General features: G+C 38.3%; 12 protein-coding genes and 1 tRNA gene. 3 read left to right on the top strand and 10 right to left on the bottom strand.

Going from position 1 to position 16282, the window contains the following annotated elements; genetic code table 11:
* On the bottom strand, nucleotides 1-413 hold a 413-nt coding region (locus ACIQZ6_RS09140; RefSeq protein WP_395810351.1), incomplete at its 3' end, for an NAD(P)/FAD-dependent oxidoreductase.
* A 131-nt stretch (nucleotides 414-544) separates the two neighbouring features.
* On the opposite strand from ACIQZ6_RS09140, the gene ACIQZ6_RS09135 reads away from it, so the two are divergent.
* Nucleotides 545-2785, top strand: a complete 2241-nt coding sequence (locus tag ACIQZ6_RS09135; RefSeq protein WP_395810349.1) for a DUF5916 domain-containing protein — start codon at nucleotides 545-547, stop codon at nucleotides 2783-2785.
* A gap of 232 nt (nucleotides 2786-3017) precedes the next feature.
* On the opposite strand, the gene ACIQZ6_RS09130 is transcribed toward ACIQZ6_RS09135, so the two are convergent.
* From ACIQZ6_RS09130 to purL, 5 genes are read right to left on the bottom strand one after another with little or no spacing between them, the layout of a single operon-like run.
* Entirely contained in the window at nucleotides 3018-4178 is a 1161-nt protein-coding gene (locus ACIQZ6_RS09130; protein ID WP_395810347.1) for a dipeptidase, read from the bottom strand.
* A 34-nt stretch (nucleotides 4179-4212) separates the two neighbouring features.
* The gene (locus tag ACIQZ6_RS09125) at nucleotides 4213-4338 is read right to left on the bottom strand and encodes a hypothetical protein (RefSeq protein ID WP_395810345.1); all 126 of its coding nucleotides are present in this window, start codon (nucleotides 4336-4338) and stop codon (nucleotides 4213-4215) included.
* 41 nt (nucleotides 4339-4379) lie between these two features.
* The gene (locus ACIQZ6_RS09120; RefSeq protein WP_395810343.1) at nucleotides 4380-5399 is read right to left on the bottom strand and encodes a WD40/YVTN/BNR-like repeat-containing protein; all 1020 of its coding nucleotides are present in this window, start codon (nucleotides 5397-5399) and stop codon (nucleotides 4380-4382) included.
* Complete coding sequence (locus ACIQZ6_RS09115; protein WP_395810341.1) at nucleotides 5396-5827, bottom strand: DUF2147 domain-containing protein; 432 nt, start codon at nucleotides 5825-5827, stop codon at nucleotides 5396-5398. The genes ACIQZ6_RS09120 and ACIQZ6_RS09115 overlap by 4 nt, the downstream gene beginning before the upstream one ends.
* A 42-nt stretch (nucleotides 5828-5869) precedes the next feature.
* The gene (gene purL / locus ACIQZ6_RS09110) at nucleotides 5870-9565 is read right to left on the bottom strand and encodes a phosphoribosylformylglycinamidine synthase (RefSeq protein WP_395810339.1); all 3696 of its coding nucleotides are present in this window, start codon (nucleotides 9563-9565) and stop codon (nucleotides 5870-5872) included.
* Between the two features lie 491 nt (nucleotides 9566-10056).
* On the opposite strand from purL, the gene ACIQZ6_RS09105 reads away from it, so the two are divergent.
* Nucleotides 10057-10140 (top strand) — tRNA-Leu (locus tag ACIQZ6_RS09105).
* A gap of 748 nt (nucleotides 10141-10888) precedes the next feature.
* Here ACIQZ6_RS09105 and ACIQZ6_RS09100 read toward each other — a convergent pair.
* From ACIQZ6_RS09100 to ACIQZ6_RS09085, 4 genes are all read right to left on the bottom strand, one after another.
* Nucleotides 10889-11653, bottom strand: a complete 765-nt coding sequence (locus ACIQZ6_RS09100) for an MBL fold metallo-hydrolase (RefSeq protein WP_395810337.1) — start codon at nucleotides 11651-11653, stop codon at nucleotides 10889-10891.
* Nucleotides 11650-11925, bottom strand: coding sequence for a hypothetical protein (locus ACIQZ6_RS09095; RefSeq protein ID WP_395810336.1), 276 nt, complete (start codon nucleotides 11923-11925; stop codon nucleotides 11650-11652). Before ACIQZ6_RS09095 ends, ACIQZ6_RS09100 begins: the two co-directional genes overlap by 4 nt.
* Before the next feature lie 70 nt (nucleotides 11926-11995).
* A complete protein-coding gene (locus ACIQZ6_RS09090; RefSeq protein WP_395810334.1) occupies nucleotides 11996-12646 on the bottom strand; it encodes an outer membrane lipoprotein carrier protein LolA in 651 nt (216 codons plus the stop codon).
* Between the two features lie 11 nt (nucleotides 12647-12657).
* Entirely contained in the window at nucleotides 12658-15201 is a 2544-nt protein-coding gene (locus tag ACIQZ6_RS09085; RefSeq protein ID WP_395810332.1) for a DNA translocase FtsK 4TM domain-containing protein, read from the bottom strand.
* Nucleotides 15202-15489: 288 nt separating this feature from the next.
* Here ACIQZ6_RS09085 and ACIQZ6_RS09080 point away from each other — a divergent pair, with 288 nt between their 5' ends.
* Nucleotides 15490-16137, top strand: coding sequence for an ankyrin repeat domain-containing protein (locus tag ACIQZ6_RS09080; protein WP_395810330.1), 648 nt, complete (start codon nucleotides 15490-15492; stop codon nucleotides 16135-16137).
* Nucleotides 16138-16282 lie beyond the last annotated feature (145 nt).

The raw sequence follows: 16282 nt of genomic DNA, 5'->3' as shown, positions 1-16282 counted from the left end.
CAGGCCGATACTCCAAAGCCATTGTATTTTTGTTCGCTTTCCAGTCCTAGCCACTTGGCAGAAGCTCCTGTTGCAATGATCACAGTATCTGCAGTAATCGTTTTATTTTCATCGATGATTACTTGATGCGGAGTTGACGAAAAATCAACGCTACTAGCATAACCAAAACGAATCTGAGTGCCAAATCGTTCGGCCTGTTTTCTGAAATCTTCCATCATTTCAGGACCCATAATTCCTTCAGGGTAACCCGGAAAGTTCTCAACATCGGTAGTTTGGGTTAATTGTCCTCCAGGAACCATTCCTGTGTACATTACAGGCTTGAGATCTGCTCGTGCAGCATAAATTGCCGCGGTATATCCAGCGGGACCAGATCCTATGATCAGACATTCTACATGTTCGGTTTCTTCAGACATTTTATTTTTGTTTAATGCAAATTTAAAACTTTAGGGTGGGATAGTCAAATTCATTTCCCTACTTCAAACCAAGAGGACAAATAATTATTGCTATTATTACATCTCAATCTAAACGCAAGGCCTTAATTTGTATGTTTCAACTTTTGAAATCAAAAAATATCAGAATTTATAATTTTAATAGTCTAAAAAATAGTTCTGTTATCAAACTTCATTCCTACACTGCTACTTTACTATTTATTCTGTTTAGCAGCAGCATATTAGCACAGAAAAAGAATGCTCAATATGAACTTAAACTAAAGCCTGCAAGCTCTGAGATTAGAATTGATGGGATTATGGATGAACGTGCCTGGCAGGATGCTGATTTGGCTAGCAAATTCTTTATGGTTCAGCCTATGGATACCAGCTTTGCAAAAATTAGGACCGATGTAAAAATGAGTTATGACAAAGACTTTCTTTATTTGATCGCAATTTGCTACCATGAACCGGGTCCTTATTTTGTTGAATCATTAAGAAGGGATTTTGCATTCGGAAAAAATGATAACTTTTTACTTTTCATGGACCCATTTGACGATCAGACCAATGGCTTTTCTTTTGGATCCAATGCTGCTGGTGCCCAATGGGATGGCATTATGTATGACGGAAGCAAGGTAGACCTTAGCTGGGATAACAAATGGGTATCTGCAGTAAAAAACTACGAAGACCGATGGGTATTTGAGGCTGCTATTCCCTTTAAATCAATTCGTTACAAGGCGGGTATTACAAAATGGGGTATCAATTTTAGTCGAATGGATTTGAAGTCAACCGAAAAATCAAGTTGGGCTCCAGTTCCACGACAATTCGCAACTGCATCACTTGCTTATACTGGAAATTTAGTTTGGGATCAGCCACCACCAGTTCCAGGTCAAAACATTTCTGTTATTCCTTATACTCTTGGTGGTGTATCAAGTAACCATACCGTCTCTCCTGTTGGACGAAATCAGCGGGGAGAAATTGGAGGTGATGTAAAGGTTGCTATTACTTCTTCATTAAATCTCGACCTAACCGTTAACCCTGACTATTCTCAGGTTGAAGTTGACCGCCAAGTTCCAAATCTGGAACGATTTGAACTATTCTTCCCTGAACGGAGACAGTATTTTCTTGAGAATGGCGATCTCTTTTCAAATTTTGGATATCAGAATATTAGACCTTTTTTTTCTAGGCGTGTTGGATTGGGAGTTCCAATTCAGTACGGTGCACGATTAAGCGGAAAGCTCAATAAAGATTGGAGAGTGGGATTGATGAATATGCAAACAGAAAACACCGGTGCAGCCGATCCAGCTCAAAATTTTGCTGTTCTAGCACTTCAAAGAAGAGTTTTTGCAAGGTCTAATATTGGTGCTATCCTAATCAATAAGCAATCCATGAATTTTAATGCAGAAAATGCTGCTGCCGGAGTTTCCCGTTATAATCGGGTTGCTGGACTTGAATATAACCTTGCATCGTCAAATAATACCTGGACAGGCAAGGCTGTTACCATGAAATCGTTCAGTTCAAGTAGTAGTGGAAAAGATATGATGCAGGCCGCTAATCTACGGTATTGGACCGGAAACTGGGATCTTAACTGGCAGCATGAGTATGTAGGGCGCCATTACAATGCAGAAGTAGGATTTGTTCCCCGCAGGGGTTATATCAATTTAAGCCCGCAGGCAGGCTATCTGTTCTTCCCCAAAAAAGGACTTTTGGTTAGCCATGGTCCTAAATTATTTTCAGCGAATTACTTTAATGAATCTTTTCAACGCACAGATTATACCAATTATCTTGCCTACAACCTAAATTTTCGAAGCAGAGCAACGTTAACTGGCTGGATTGCTAATGATTATGTTAAACTGCAAAGGCCATTCGATCCTACAAACAAAGGAGGTGCAGTATTAAATACTGGTTCTGAGCATCGTTGGGAAGCTTTTGGTGCAGATTTTGTTTCTAGGCCACAAAGTTTATATACCATGTCATTATCTACACGCTATGGTGGATATTATGCTGGTGGAAATCGCTTAAACGTAACGAGTGAATTTGGATATCGATTCCAGCCTTTTGTTAGCCTGGCTTTAAGTTCAAGTTATAATGACATACGCTTACCACAGCCCTGGAATACAACAAAATTTTGGCTTATTGGACCTAGGGTTGATGTTACCATGACCAATAAAGTATTTTTTACGGGGTTTGTACAGTACAATGAACAGAGTAATAATATCAATGTCAATACTCGTTTGCAATGGCGTTATAAGCCTGCATCCGATCTTTTTATAGTATATACCGACAATTATCTACCTAGTCCATTTGCTGTCAAAAACAGATTTCTAGTACTTAAATTAACGTATTGGTGGAATATTTAGGGGTTTACGCTTCAATAAGCCGATATATCAAACGTCATTTCGAACACCTAGGCTAGTTTTCAATTAAAATTGATATTACAAGGTGGAGGAATCTCGTGTTTAGAGGCAAGCTTCAAAAAAAATGCTAATTCGTTGCAACAGATTTCTCTTCATGCCTGATCGAAATGACGAAAAATAACATACACTGTTGAACAAGATCTCATCATCTATTTCTTTCAAGATCTATAGAAAATCACCCTCGATTTGCCTTTAAAAGCCTAATAAAATTGCCTCCAAGCACCTTTTTCACCTCCTTCTTCGAATATCCCCGCTTAAATAGTTCATCGGTAATTAAAGGGTATTTTGAAACATCTTCCAAACCTTTAGGAAAGGATTCGGCTCCATCATAATCAGCCCCAAGACCCACGTGTTTAGCGCCTACTAGTTTAACCACATGATCAATATGATCAATCAGAAGAGACAAGGGTGCTTGCATTTCCACAATTTCGTGCATGTATTTTCTGTTAATCTCTTCCAATGCCTTAGATCGACTTCCTAGCTTAGCCGCTAATTCAGTAAGCTCATCTTTATGACGTGCATTAAAGGCTTCAAATTTACCCCTATACGAACTATCCAGAAAATCACTGTAGAAGTTTACAAAGATCACTCCTCCTGTTTTTGCGATTGCTCTAATCTGATCATCCTTTAAATTGCGCTGATGCGCATGAAAAGCATAAGCTGAGCTATGAGAAGCCATAACCGGCTTTGATGAGGTACGAATTGCATCATAAAAAGTGGTTTCACCAACATGCGAAAGATCCACGATCACACCCAGTTCATTCATACGTTTAATGATCTTATTTCCAAGATCACTAAGTCCAATATTTTTTAAACTATCCTTTTTAAAAGTCTCATCGTAAGCAGAACTCGACCATTGAGTACTGTTATTCCAGGTCAGGGTCATATAAGCCATACCTCTTTTTGCCAGCGAATCTAGATTTTCGATCTTATTCTCAATCATATGTCCGCCCTCCACACCAATCAGAGCAGCCATTTTACCTTGTTTAACCGTTGCTTTCAATTCAGCTACAGATCTAACCTTTGCAATCATATCTGGATGGCGTTTAATCAATGCATCGAGCGAATCAATTTGTTTGTTGGCTAAGGCAAAGCCTCCGGTATTATCACTCCAAACCGAAAATACCTGCACATCGAGCCCACCTTCACGGGCCCTTACCAAGTCGAAATTACCTCCCTTTTGACGAAGACCAATGTCAATTCCTGATTTTGACTGGTCAGTTAAAATATCTCCATGAGTATCTATAACTATCGCTTTTTTGTGAAATTTTAACAATGATTGTCCGAACACATGAATTGAGCTGAAAAGCAGTACAAAAATTAGGATTTTCTTCATTCTGAGTTAGTTTTAAGTAGGAATGCTATCTGCATCAAACAAATTTTTGATTGGCAACAGCTATCACTGCTCTACCCGCATTGATCTTTGCAAAACTGTATTTTACCTTATGGGATAGCAGCTTGTTGGCATCCGCAATCCTATTAAACGCTAGATTCATTATAGAATTTATTGCTAAAAAATGAAAAGCTAAAATTGAAATTAATAACTGATAGACGCAATTCTACCATCACTTCCGGTTAACAAGACAAGCTTTCCTGATTTTGCCTTTCTAACCGTATGATATCCAATTAGCGATAAATTCATCCAGTTCTTACCTCCATCATTCGAAATATCGGTTCCACCCGGACCGGTCGCAATTAAACGCAAATCAGACAAATATTCAACAGCAGAACGATATCCAAATGTAGAACTAGATGGCTTTAACCATGTTTTTCCGCTATTACTTGTTAAAAGCAGGTTATTTAACCTTAATGAATCGATCAAATAATCACCACCTACGGCAATTCCTATTTTTTTTGTATAAAATGCAATTGAAAAAGGGCCTGTAGAGCTTTTGCCCTGAATAATTGGACAGTCGTTTACCCTCCATTTAACGCCATAGTCTGAAGAATAGAACAACCTAGATTTACTTCCGCCGGTGGCAATCCATGTATTTCCTTTTGAATCGCAGCGAATGGCAGTTCCACTGGCTGCAAAACTGGCTTCACCGGCCATTAGGCTTATCGTATTGTTTTGACTAATATCTTCCCAATGTACTCCTCCATTGCTTGTTTTAAGCAATACCAATTTACCTTTAATTGGATCACCATAAATTAGGCCCTTATCGGCGTCCCAAAAATCCATCCCATCGAGAAAAATTTCAGGAGAATCATTGCGATAAACCTCTTTCCATACAGATCCACCATCAATTGTAAGCAGAATCACTGCCGGAGTACCTGCACTTAATAAAATAGCTCGATTGGCAGAAAAAGCTTCTATATCCCTAAAATCAAGGTTTTCATACCCCGAAATTTGTTTCCAATTCCAGGTTTTACCCCCGTTAACGCTACTTGCTGTCCAGCCCTTGCTCCCACTGGCCCATGCCACAGTGTCATCTACAACTGATAAACCACGCAAACTCGTATTCTTTCCAAAAGCTAAGGGTGTGAGTGTTTGAGATTGGGTTTGAAAACCAAAGAACGAAGTAAAAATAATAATCGCAACGATGCACCTGATCATTTAATTCGTGTCCAGCTTTCAGTCCTACCGAGCATAGAAAATCCTACAAAACCTCTTACATTTAATTTATCAGAACCCTGAAGACTAATTTTACAGCTATAGGTTTTGCCTGTTTTAGGATCATAAATGCTTCCACCCTGCCATATATCATCATTATAGACGAAATTTTTCAGGATAACTAAGCCCAAAATGGGGTTTTTCATTAAATTATTATCTGGATTATTCTTATCCAAACGAGGTTTCCCATCAGGATCATTTGGAGTTTTCATCCAAGCAATTTTCCCGAAATATTTTCCACTAGTTGCATAGATCTGAATATGTGCTTCGCCCGTTGCATTGAGCCATTTACCAATAATTTGATCTTTATTCTGCGAAAAAATAGGATTGCTGCCGAATAGCAGTAGCGTAAAAAAAAGGTATTTGTACATGGCTTGATAGTTAGTTAACCATAAAATTAGGAATAATTTAACTTAATATTTAGCCTCAATCCACTTCCTAGCATTCACAAATGCTTCCAACCATGGAGAAACCTCATCCTTTTGTGCCCGTTCAGGGTAATTAGCCCAGTTCCATGGAAAAGTAGAACGCTCAATATGAGGCATCATTACTAAATGTCTTCCGCTGGCATCACACATCATGGCTGTATTGTAATCTGAATCATTGGGATTAGCAGGATAACTTTCGTAGCCGTATTTAGCTACAATAGAATACTGGTGTTCTGCATATGGCAAATTAAATTTACCCTCTCCATGCGAAATCCAGACGCCTAATGTAGCACCTTCTAAAGAAGAAAGCATAACCGAATTGTTTTTTTGGATTTGTACGGATGTAAACCCGCTTTCATGCTTATGTGAGGAATTATGATGTAGCTTTCCATGAACTTCATGCTCGGGGTTAATCAGTTCAAGCTCCATCAGCAACTGACAGCCATTGCAAATACCCACCGATAAGGTATCTTCACGTTTGAAGAAGTTTTTCAGTGCTGTATTGGCTTTCTCATTGTATAAAAATGCTCCTGCCCAGCCTTTTGCTGAACCCAAAACATCCGAATTGGAGAATCCTCCAACTGCTCCAATAAATTGTATATCCTGAAGCGTTTCTCGGCCAGATATTAGGTCAGTCATGTGAACATCTTTCACATCAAAGCCTGCTAGAAACATTGCATTTGCCATTTCACGTTCAGAATTACTTCCTTTTTCGCGAATGATAGCTGCTTTTGGTCTTGGTGTTCCTTTGGCAATTACAGGTAATTTCCCATCAAAATTTACTGGGAATTTGAATTTTAAGGGCTGATTTTTATAATTCGAGTATCGTTCTTGCGCCATTCCATTCTTTGATTGTTTTGCATCTAAAAGGAACGATGTTTTATACCAATGATCTCTGGTTTCAGATACATTAAACGTGAATGAGTCGCTATTATTTTTAATTGTTACTGTATTACCTTCAATAACTGATCCTATTTTAAAGATAGTGATCCCATTTTGTGCAAAAATAGCTTCTACAGTAGAATCAGCCTGGAAAACCAGGGATATATTTTCATTGAACAAAGCCTTTACGGTATCACTTTCTTGTAATATGCTGAGGTCAAAGTTTGCACCCAGATTCACATCTGCAAAACACATTTCCAGTAAAGTAACAATTAAACCTCCGCTACCAACATCATGACCGGCTTTGATATTACGCGCTTTGATCAAGTCTTGCAATACGTTGAATGACTTTTTAAAATAAGCAGCATCCTTAATGGTTGAAACTTCGGTTCCTACCCTGTTCAAGATTTGAGCAAACGATGAACCACCCAGCTTGAAAGTATCCTGAGATAAGTTGAGGTAATAAATATTGCCGCCATCACGCTTCAGGACTGGTTCAACTACCTTAGTAATAGTTGAACAATTTCCACCTGCAGAAATAATCACCGTTCCGGGGGCAATAACCTCGTCATTCGGATATTTTTGCTTCATTGAAAGCGAATCTTTACCTGTTGGGATATTAATTCCTAGTTCAATAGCAAAATCTGAACATGCTTTTACGGCTTCATATAAACGGGCATCTTCACCTTCATTCTTGCAGGCCCACATCCAGTTCGCTGAGAGTGAAACGGATGCTAAACCATCCTTTAATGGAGCCCAGACAATATTTGAAAGTGCCTCGGCAATGGCCGTACGCGATCCTGCTGCAGGATCTATTAAAGCAGCAATTGGAGAATGTCCAATAGAAGTTGCAATACCTTCTTGGCCTTTAAAATCAAGAGCCATCACGCCCACATTGTTTAATGGTAATTGTAATGGACCTGCACATTGCTGCTTGGCCACTTTACCACCCACACAACGATCCACCTTATTGGTTAACCAGTCTTTACAGGCCACAGCCTCCAGTTGCAAAACTTGTTTCAGATAGAATGGAATATCTGAAGTTTTATAACTAAGCTCAGCATACATTCTTTGTACCGTTTTATCGGTCATGATCGTTTTAGGAGAACTTCCAAAGAAATCTTCTAAAGCATAATCCATTGGCTTTAAGCCTGTTGATTTTGATTCGAAGGTGAATCGGTGGTCATTAGTTACATCGCCAACCTCATACATAGGCGAGCGCTCACGGTCGGCAATACGCTTTAAGATATCTATATCTTTTTGGCCAATCACTAAACCCATGCGCTCTTGCGATTCGTTACCAATAATTTCTTTTGCTGATAAGGTAGGGTCGCCAACAGGCAATTTATCTAGATCTATGAGTCCGCCGGTTGCTTCAACCAATTCAGAAAGGCAGTTTAAATGCCCTCCAGCACCATGGTCATGAATAGATACGATTGGGTTATGATCACTTTCTACCAGTCCACGAATAGCATTAGCGGCGCGTTTCTGCATTTCAGGATTTGAACGCTGAATGGCATTGAGCTCAATTCCAGAACCAAAAGCACCAGTATCTGCTGACGAAACCGCAGCCCCACCCATTCCGATACGGTAGTTTTCACCTCCCAGAATCACAATTTTATCACCTGATTGAGGAGTTTGCTTGATGGCTTGGTTTAGCTTTCCATAACCCACACCACCTGCCTGCATGATCACTTTATCGTAACCAGTTTTGCGCCCACTTTCTTCATGCTCAAATGTTAGAACCGAACCTGTGATCAATGGCTGACCAAATTTATTTCCAAAATCTGAAGCTCCGTTAGATGCTTTGATAAGGATGTCAACTGGCGTTTGGTAGAGCCACGGGCGTTCAGGCATCGCGTTTTCCCAAGAGCGGATGCTCTGTGCTGCCCTATCCTTCTGAGAATCAATATCTAACCTGGAGTAGGAAGTCATGTACACGGCAGTTCCTGCCAAGGGCAATGAACCTTGCCCACCGGCTAGTCTGTCGCGTATTTCACCTCCTGAACCGGTTGCTGCCCCATTAAAAGGCTCAACCGTAGTAGGGAAGTTATGCGTTTCTGCTTTCAGCGATAAAACAGATTCAAATTCTTTTTCTTCGTAAAAATCAGGTTTATCAGCACTTTTTGGTGCAAACTGAGTCAATTTTGGACCTTTTACAAAGGCTACATTATCTTTATAAGCTGAAACAATATCGTTAGGATTCGTTTCAGATGTTTTGCGGATTAGTTTGAATAACGATGTCGGTTTTTCTTGCCCATCAATTACAAAGGTTCCATTGAAAATTTTATGACGGCAATGCTCTGAATTAGCTTGCGAGAAGGCAAAAATCTCAGAATCTGTTAGTTTTCTGCCTAGTTTAGTAGCTAAATTATTCAAATAATCAACTTCCTCCGAACTTAACGCTAGCCCTTCTGATTGATTATAGGCGGCTATATTGCTGATCTGCAGAATAGGTTCCGGCTCAATATGGATGGTATAAATCTCTTGGTTAAGCTCAGAGTATTTCTGAAAAAGCATGGGGTCAAAGGCATTAAAATCGGCAGGAACTTTTTCAAATTCCTCAATGCGGATAATACCTGAAATACCCATGTTCTGTGTAATCTCTACGGCATTGGTACTCCAGGGTGTAATCATTGCAGCCCTGGGGCCAACATAATAGCCTAGCAGTACCGAATCAACTGATTTTTGTGATTCCCCAAATAACCAATTTAGTTTTTTAATATCATCCACAGATATCTCAGCATGTGTTTGAACAGCAAAAACCTTGTAATTTGGAGAGACAAAAAAATGTATCATTGAACGTTTTCTTTGGGTACCTATATTGGAAAGTACAAAGTTAATTTTTTTATGGGAATTTGCTTGGAGGAATGTGATTTATGATTTAATTTAAAGGACAGTACAGCTAGCATTGTGTTAGCTTATGGCAATGAGAACGATATAAAAGTATATCATCTATATACCTTATTTAATAAATTTAAGTCTTTATTTATATAAAAAATTACTCTCCACTATTTTTATTCATTTACTCCCAACTAAAGCCAAATCTTATATATTTGCAGCATAGTTTTGGTGTCATTCTCACTGACAGTTATGGTCAAAAAATGACGAAAAAACGCTTTTAATAAAATAGTCGCAAAGAGAATAACCTCTTTTTTTGTGGTCTCAGCAGACGTTGGAGTACAATCCTTGAGAGTTTGAGTCGCTCTTAGGGCACGAATGAATCAGTTATCTGTTATCGGAAAATTAAGGCAGACAACAGAAAACTGATAACAGCAAACAGTAATAATGCCCAGGTGGCGAAATTGGTAGACGCACCACTTTGAGGGGGTGGCACCCTAACGGGTGTGGCAGTTCGAATCTGCTCCTGGGCACTAAAAAAAAGTTATCAGTTGTCTGTTGTCAGATATCTGGCTACCGTAAATAGAGAATTAGCTTTAATCTGCTAATTCTCTATTTACATTTTAAAAAAATCGATATACTCGAATCTCCGAATTAAATTATTGTAACCATCATTATTAATGCAATCAGCATACCACCCAGCCAGTTAACTGATAACTGACATCAGACAACAGTATTGAGTATTGAGATAATTTAAGCAGTACCTCAGAATTCCGACCTCAGACAACTGAAAACTGACAACAGATAACAGTATTTGGTATTGAGATAATTTAAGCAGTACCTCAGAATTCCGACCTCAGACAACTGAAAACTGACAACAGATAACAGTATTTGGTATTGAGATAATTTAAGCAGTACCTCAGAATTCCGACCTCAGACAACAGATAACTGACAACAGATAACAGACAACAGATAACAGTATTGGGTATTGAGTATTGAGTATTGAGATAATTTAGCTTCATTTCATAGTAGCACTTCAGACTTCAGACCTCAGACAACTGAAAACTGATAACTGATAACTGACAACAGATAACAGTATTGAGTATTGAGATAATTTAGCTTCATTTCATAGTAGCACTTCAGACTTCAGACCTCTGACCTCATACTTCGTCCTTCAGACCTCAGACAACAGACAACTGATAACAGATAACAGAAAACATCATAATCCTTATAGCGACTAACGAATTTGCCCACCATAATGCACAGGTAAATTCGTGAGTCTTAGAGTTCCAATTCCAGCCCATCATAAGCCAGAAATACGCCTGCAGGCAATTGTTCAGAAACTTCGTCATGAGCACCCAAACGGTGACTGATATGGGTTAAATAGGTTTTTTTGGCTCCTATTTCAGCTGCCAGTTCAAGAGCTTCTTCTAATGTGAAATGAGAAATATGCTTTTCCTTTTGCAAGGCATTAATCACCAGAATATCTGATCCTTTTATTTTTGATTTTTCTGCTGCTGTGATCAAATTGGCATCGGTAATATAGGTAAAGTCAGCAATGCGGAAACCAAATACTGGGAGCTGAAAATGCATGACTGAAATGGGAATAATGTCAATACCGGCTGCCTGAAATGGCTGCCCATCTTCTATGGTATTCAATTTCAAACGCGGAATTCCAGGATAATTATTTCCAGAAAATACATAATGAAATTCATTTTTTAGGGCATCTTGTACACGTTTGTGGGCATAAATATCTACTGCTGTATCTTGTAAATAGTTGAAAGCCCTTACATCATCAAGTCCGGCAACATGATCCTTGTGCTCATGGGTGTACAATATGGCATCTAGCTTCTTTACCCCAGCCCGAAGCATCTGATATCGAAAATCTGGTCCGGTATCAATTACAATCGTCTTTCCCTGCATTTCAATCAGAACAGAAACACGCAAGCGCTTATCATACTGATTTGCTGATCTGCAAACTGCACAATCACAAGCAATTACCGGCACTCCCTGAGATGTTCCTGTTCCTAAAAATGTAACCTTCAAAGCTCTAATTTTAATTGTTTCAACTCGTAAAGAAACGCTTTTTGCTTGTCTTCAAGTAAAGTATCGTCGGTCTCAGATCGCTGCAGCAGATCAGCAAGCGCGTTGATCTTACTTTCTAAATTAGAATACTTGTTTACTAGTATGACCCTGTTGTTCTCCAAAACACATGATCCTGTTTTAAAATTACCCTTTTCATACCTTAACTTAAATCCAAGTGATTTGAGCAAAGATTCAAGCTTTTCTAACGTATGTTGTGTGTAACTAAGTGTCATCTTGTTCAAAAATAATAAAAAAGGGCTCAAACGCTATACGTCTGAACCCTTAAAATAATTTTATTGAAATCTATCTTAAATCAACCAATTCAACTCCAGGGTAAAGCTTAGAATCAAATGCAAATGTTGATTCAGGAACTTTTACATTAGGCATAAAGGTCTTGATGGTATAGGTATATTTATTACCATTTTTATCAAATATTACTGCATTGGTAATTTGCTTACTCAATTTTTCAATCTGCAGTCTTACCTTAAAGAAAGAACGCTTACCATCAAGTGGAGTTAGATCAATATTATGTAATGTTTTACCATTCAGCTTGGTGTCATTGGTATAAACCGACTTAAAACCCTTTTCATAAATGGTGAAGATCTTTGCCGGATTAAGTGCGTCTGAAGAGTTATCTACTTCACTCAATTGCACTTCTTTATCTGCCTTTAAATAAGTCCATTGATTTTTTCCATCACTGATTAATTCTTGTCCCTTAAGAATGACTTTATATTTATTAACCTTTGATCTCACAAATAAAGTTCCTGATTGAGTTTCTTTGATCTTTGCCTGTGGATTTTCAAGTGTGTAAGAAAACTCTGTTTTTATCACATCGTAGCTACGATACTTTTTGGAAACTTCTGCTAATATTTCTTTCGCTTTAACTTCACTCTGTGCAAATGCAGTAACTCCGGATCCTATGATAATAAGAGCCCCTATTAACAACTTCTTCATTTTTTATTAGTTTATTCGTCTTTGTCTAATGTATTCAAGAACTGTTCCAAAGAATATTCGTCAGGTATCAGCACTTCTCTTGCCTTACTGCCCTCAAATGGCCCCACAATATGCGCCGCTTCAAGCTGATCTATTATTCTGCCGGCTCGGTTATATCCTAGTTTAAGTTTACGTTGAATTAAAGACGTAGAACCCTGCTGATGCAAAACAATCATCCTAGCAGCTTCTTCAAACATCGGATCACGATCTGAAGCATCAAATTCTTTTATTGAAGAGTCTGCGTTTTCATCGATGTATTCAGGAAGCATCCAGGCAGATGGGTAACCTCTTTGTGAACCAATAAACTCCGAAACGCGCTCAACTTCAGGCGTATCCACAAATGCGCACTGAATCCTAATTAGATCACTTCCTGTTGACAAGAGCATATCTCCACGACCAATTAGTTGGTCTGCACCGCCGCTATCAAGGATAGTTCTTGAATCGATTTTGGATAAAACCCTAAAGGCTAATCTTGCCGGGAAATTGGCTTTGATGGTACCGGTAATGATATTTACTGAAGGACGCTGGGTGGCTATGACTAGGTGAATTCCAACCGCACGTGCAAGTTGAGCAATACGGGCAATTGGTGTTTCTACCTCTTTACCGGCCGTCATCATTAGATCTGCAAATTCATCAATAATTAATACAATAAATGGCAGAAAGCGATGGCCTTCATTTGGATTCAGTTTCCTGTTAACAAATTTCTGATTATACTCCTTTAAATTACGTACATGTCCATTTTTTAACAGGTCATACCGGTTATCCATTTCGATACATAGTGAGTTTAATGTGGTAATTACCTTTTTAGTATCAGTAATAATGGCATCGGCTTCACCTGGTAATTTTGCAAGGAAATGTCTTTCAATTTTCCTAAAAAGTGTCAATTCAACCTTTTTGGGATCCACAAGCACAAATTTTAATTGCGATGGATGCATTTTGTAGAGCAAAGAGATTAAAATTGCGTTAATACCAACCGATTTACCCTGACCTGTAGCACCCGCGACCAGTAAATGCGGCATTTTTGACAAATCAGCAATATAAACTTCATTAGAAATGGTCTTTCCCAAAGCAATTGGCAAATCCATCGTTGTATTTTGGAATTTTTCTGTTGCCAGTACAGAACGCATAGAAACCATTTCAGGATTCTGATTTGGCACTTCAATTCCGATAGTACCTTTACCTGGCATGGGTGCGATAATACGTATCCCTAAGGCAGCCAGACTTAATGCAATATCATCTTCGAGATTTTTGATCTTCGAGATTCTAACTCCAGGTGCGGGAATAATTTCATATAAAGTAACTGTCGGGCCTATCGTAGCCTTTATTTTGTCGATTTCAATATTATAATGGTTGAGAGTCTCAACTATTTTATTTTTATTGGCTTCTAGCTCATCTGCATTAACCGCGATCTTATTAGACCCGTAATTTTCCAAAAGATCGAGTGTAGGATATTTATAACTAGATAGATCAAGCGTAGGGTCATACATTCCGAACTGTTCAACAAGTTCAGAAGATTTCTGCTCTTCTTCTGTTTTTTCAATCGTTAATGGTGGCGATTCCTTGAGGTCGTCATTAACCAGTTGTGCAGTTTCAAGGGGTATATTTTTTGCGGGAGTAAGAATCACGGCTTTATGTTCTTCAGGATCAGTTGTATCAAGCTCATCAGCTTCAACTGGCGCAAGATTCTGGTTTAATTTATTTTCAACTGGTGTCTGCCCGGGCTTATTGGGAAGATTAAACTCAACCGGGTCATAAATAACTTCTTCTTCTAACTGTACATTCGTACCATCAGTATCTGGAATAACATATCCTGGCTCCTGATTACGTTCAGGAAGCTTTAAATCTATGTTGTAAGCAATAATCAGCACGGTAAGCCCTGCAAAGGCTAATAAACCGGCAATACCGGCATTTCCAATCTGCGCCTGCAATAACCGATTAGTCCAGAATCCAAACTCTCCTTCTAAATAATTTGGGTAATCGATAATAAAAGCATGAAAAAAGGCTAGGCTGACAGAAATAAATAGTAACAGGAAAAAAGAATAAGCGATAGTTTTTGGAATAGAAAGCACTTTGATCTTGAACAACATTCGATATCCTATGATAAAGAAAATACCGATAAATAGAAAAGAAGCTATACCAAACCACTCGTAAATAAACTGGTGAGATAACAAGGCCCCGAATTTACCTAACCAGTTCTGCACAACAGACTCATTCAAACCCACTTTAGTTAATTCAATCTGGGTTTTCAATAAATTGGACCATCCCCCATTGGCATCCATTACATAGCTTTGATCATCCTTCCAGGTAAATAAATAGGAAGTAAATGCCACCATGAAATAAATTGAAACAATCAAGAAAAAAAGACCAATTATCTTGGTTACTCTACCATCATTAAACTTAAACTTTGGTATAGCATCTGTTGACTGATTGGAATCTCGCTGTTTTGAAGCAGGATTTGCTTTAGGTTCATCACGAAATGAATTTGAATTCCTGAATTGATTTCCTTTTGGGGGCATTCGATATTTTGCTAATTCTTGACAAATATAATGTTATAAAGAATAAAGAGATATTATGAATTATATCATTTTCAATTAATATACTATTTATCCTTTTCTTAAACAATTTTAACAAGGGTAAAATTGCTTTAAACTCTTGAAATAAACTCTTAATATAGGTTTAACAATTGTTTTTAAAAAAAAATCAAGATTGAATTGTTGGTTCGCAATCAGTAAATGAGTAGTATATTTTTTTTTATTTTTATTAAAATTGATTAATTTAACGATATGACTTAATTAGTTCAGGATATGAATCAGGCATTATTAGAGGAATATATTCAAACTGGAAACGCAGCCAACCTGCTTGCACTTCTTGAAGCTAATACAGATTTGGCGATTAAAAAAACCAGTCAGAATATTTCGCCTATCCTGCTCTGCTGTTATTATAAGAAACCAGAACTTGCAGAGTTAATTCTGCAATTTGTATCAGAAATTAGCATTTTTGAAGCCTCTGCATTAGGGAAATTAGATATCGTTAAAGAGGCACTTGACCAAAATCCACAATTGATCAATAGCTTTTCTGAAGATGGCTTTACTCCACTTTCTATCTCATCGTACTTTGGCAATGAAGATATTACGCACTTACTGTTGCTAAATGGCGCCGACCCAAATATACCATCTAACAATAATTACATTGTTTACCCAATACATTCGGCAGTTGCCGCTAATTATACCATGATTGCAAAAATGCTACTCGAAGCAGGAGCTGATATCAATGTAGTACAAATGTCGGGTGCTACCCCACTACATTCGGCAGCTTTTAATGGCAATATTGAACTGTTGATCGTTCTTCTTGAAGCCGGAGCAAATGTGCATGCAAAAATGGAAGATGGTAAAACTCCAGCTGATAAAGCTTTAGAAAAGGGTTTTCTTGAAATTGCGAAAATACTTTCTTAGTTTACTGATTAGAGGTAATTCTTTTTAATGCTTGGTGGTACCCACCAAGCATTTTATCATTTCATTCCGCTCATAGCCGCGGGGGCCTAGTCCTTTTTCTGTAGGAAAAAAGTACCAAAAATCCCACCGCTGCGCCTGCTGCTAT

It is taken from the genome of Daejeonella sp. (genome assembly GCF_044348475.1).
GTDB lineage: Bacteria > Bacteroidota > Bacteroidia > Sphingobacteriales > Sphingobacteriaceae > Daejeonella.
This window is presented reverse-complemented; position numbering and strand designations above follow the sequence as displayed.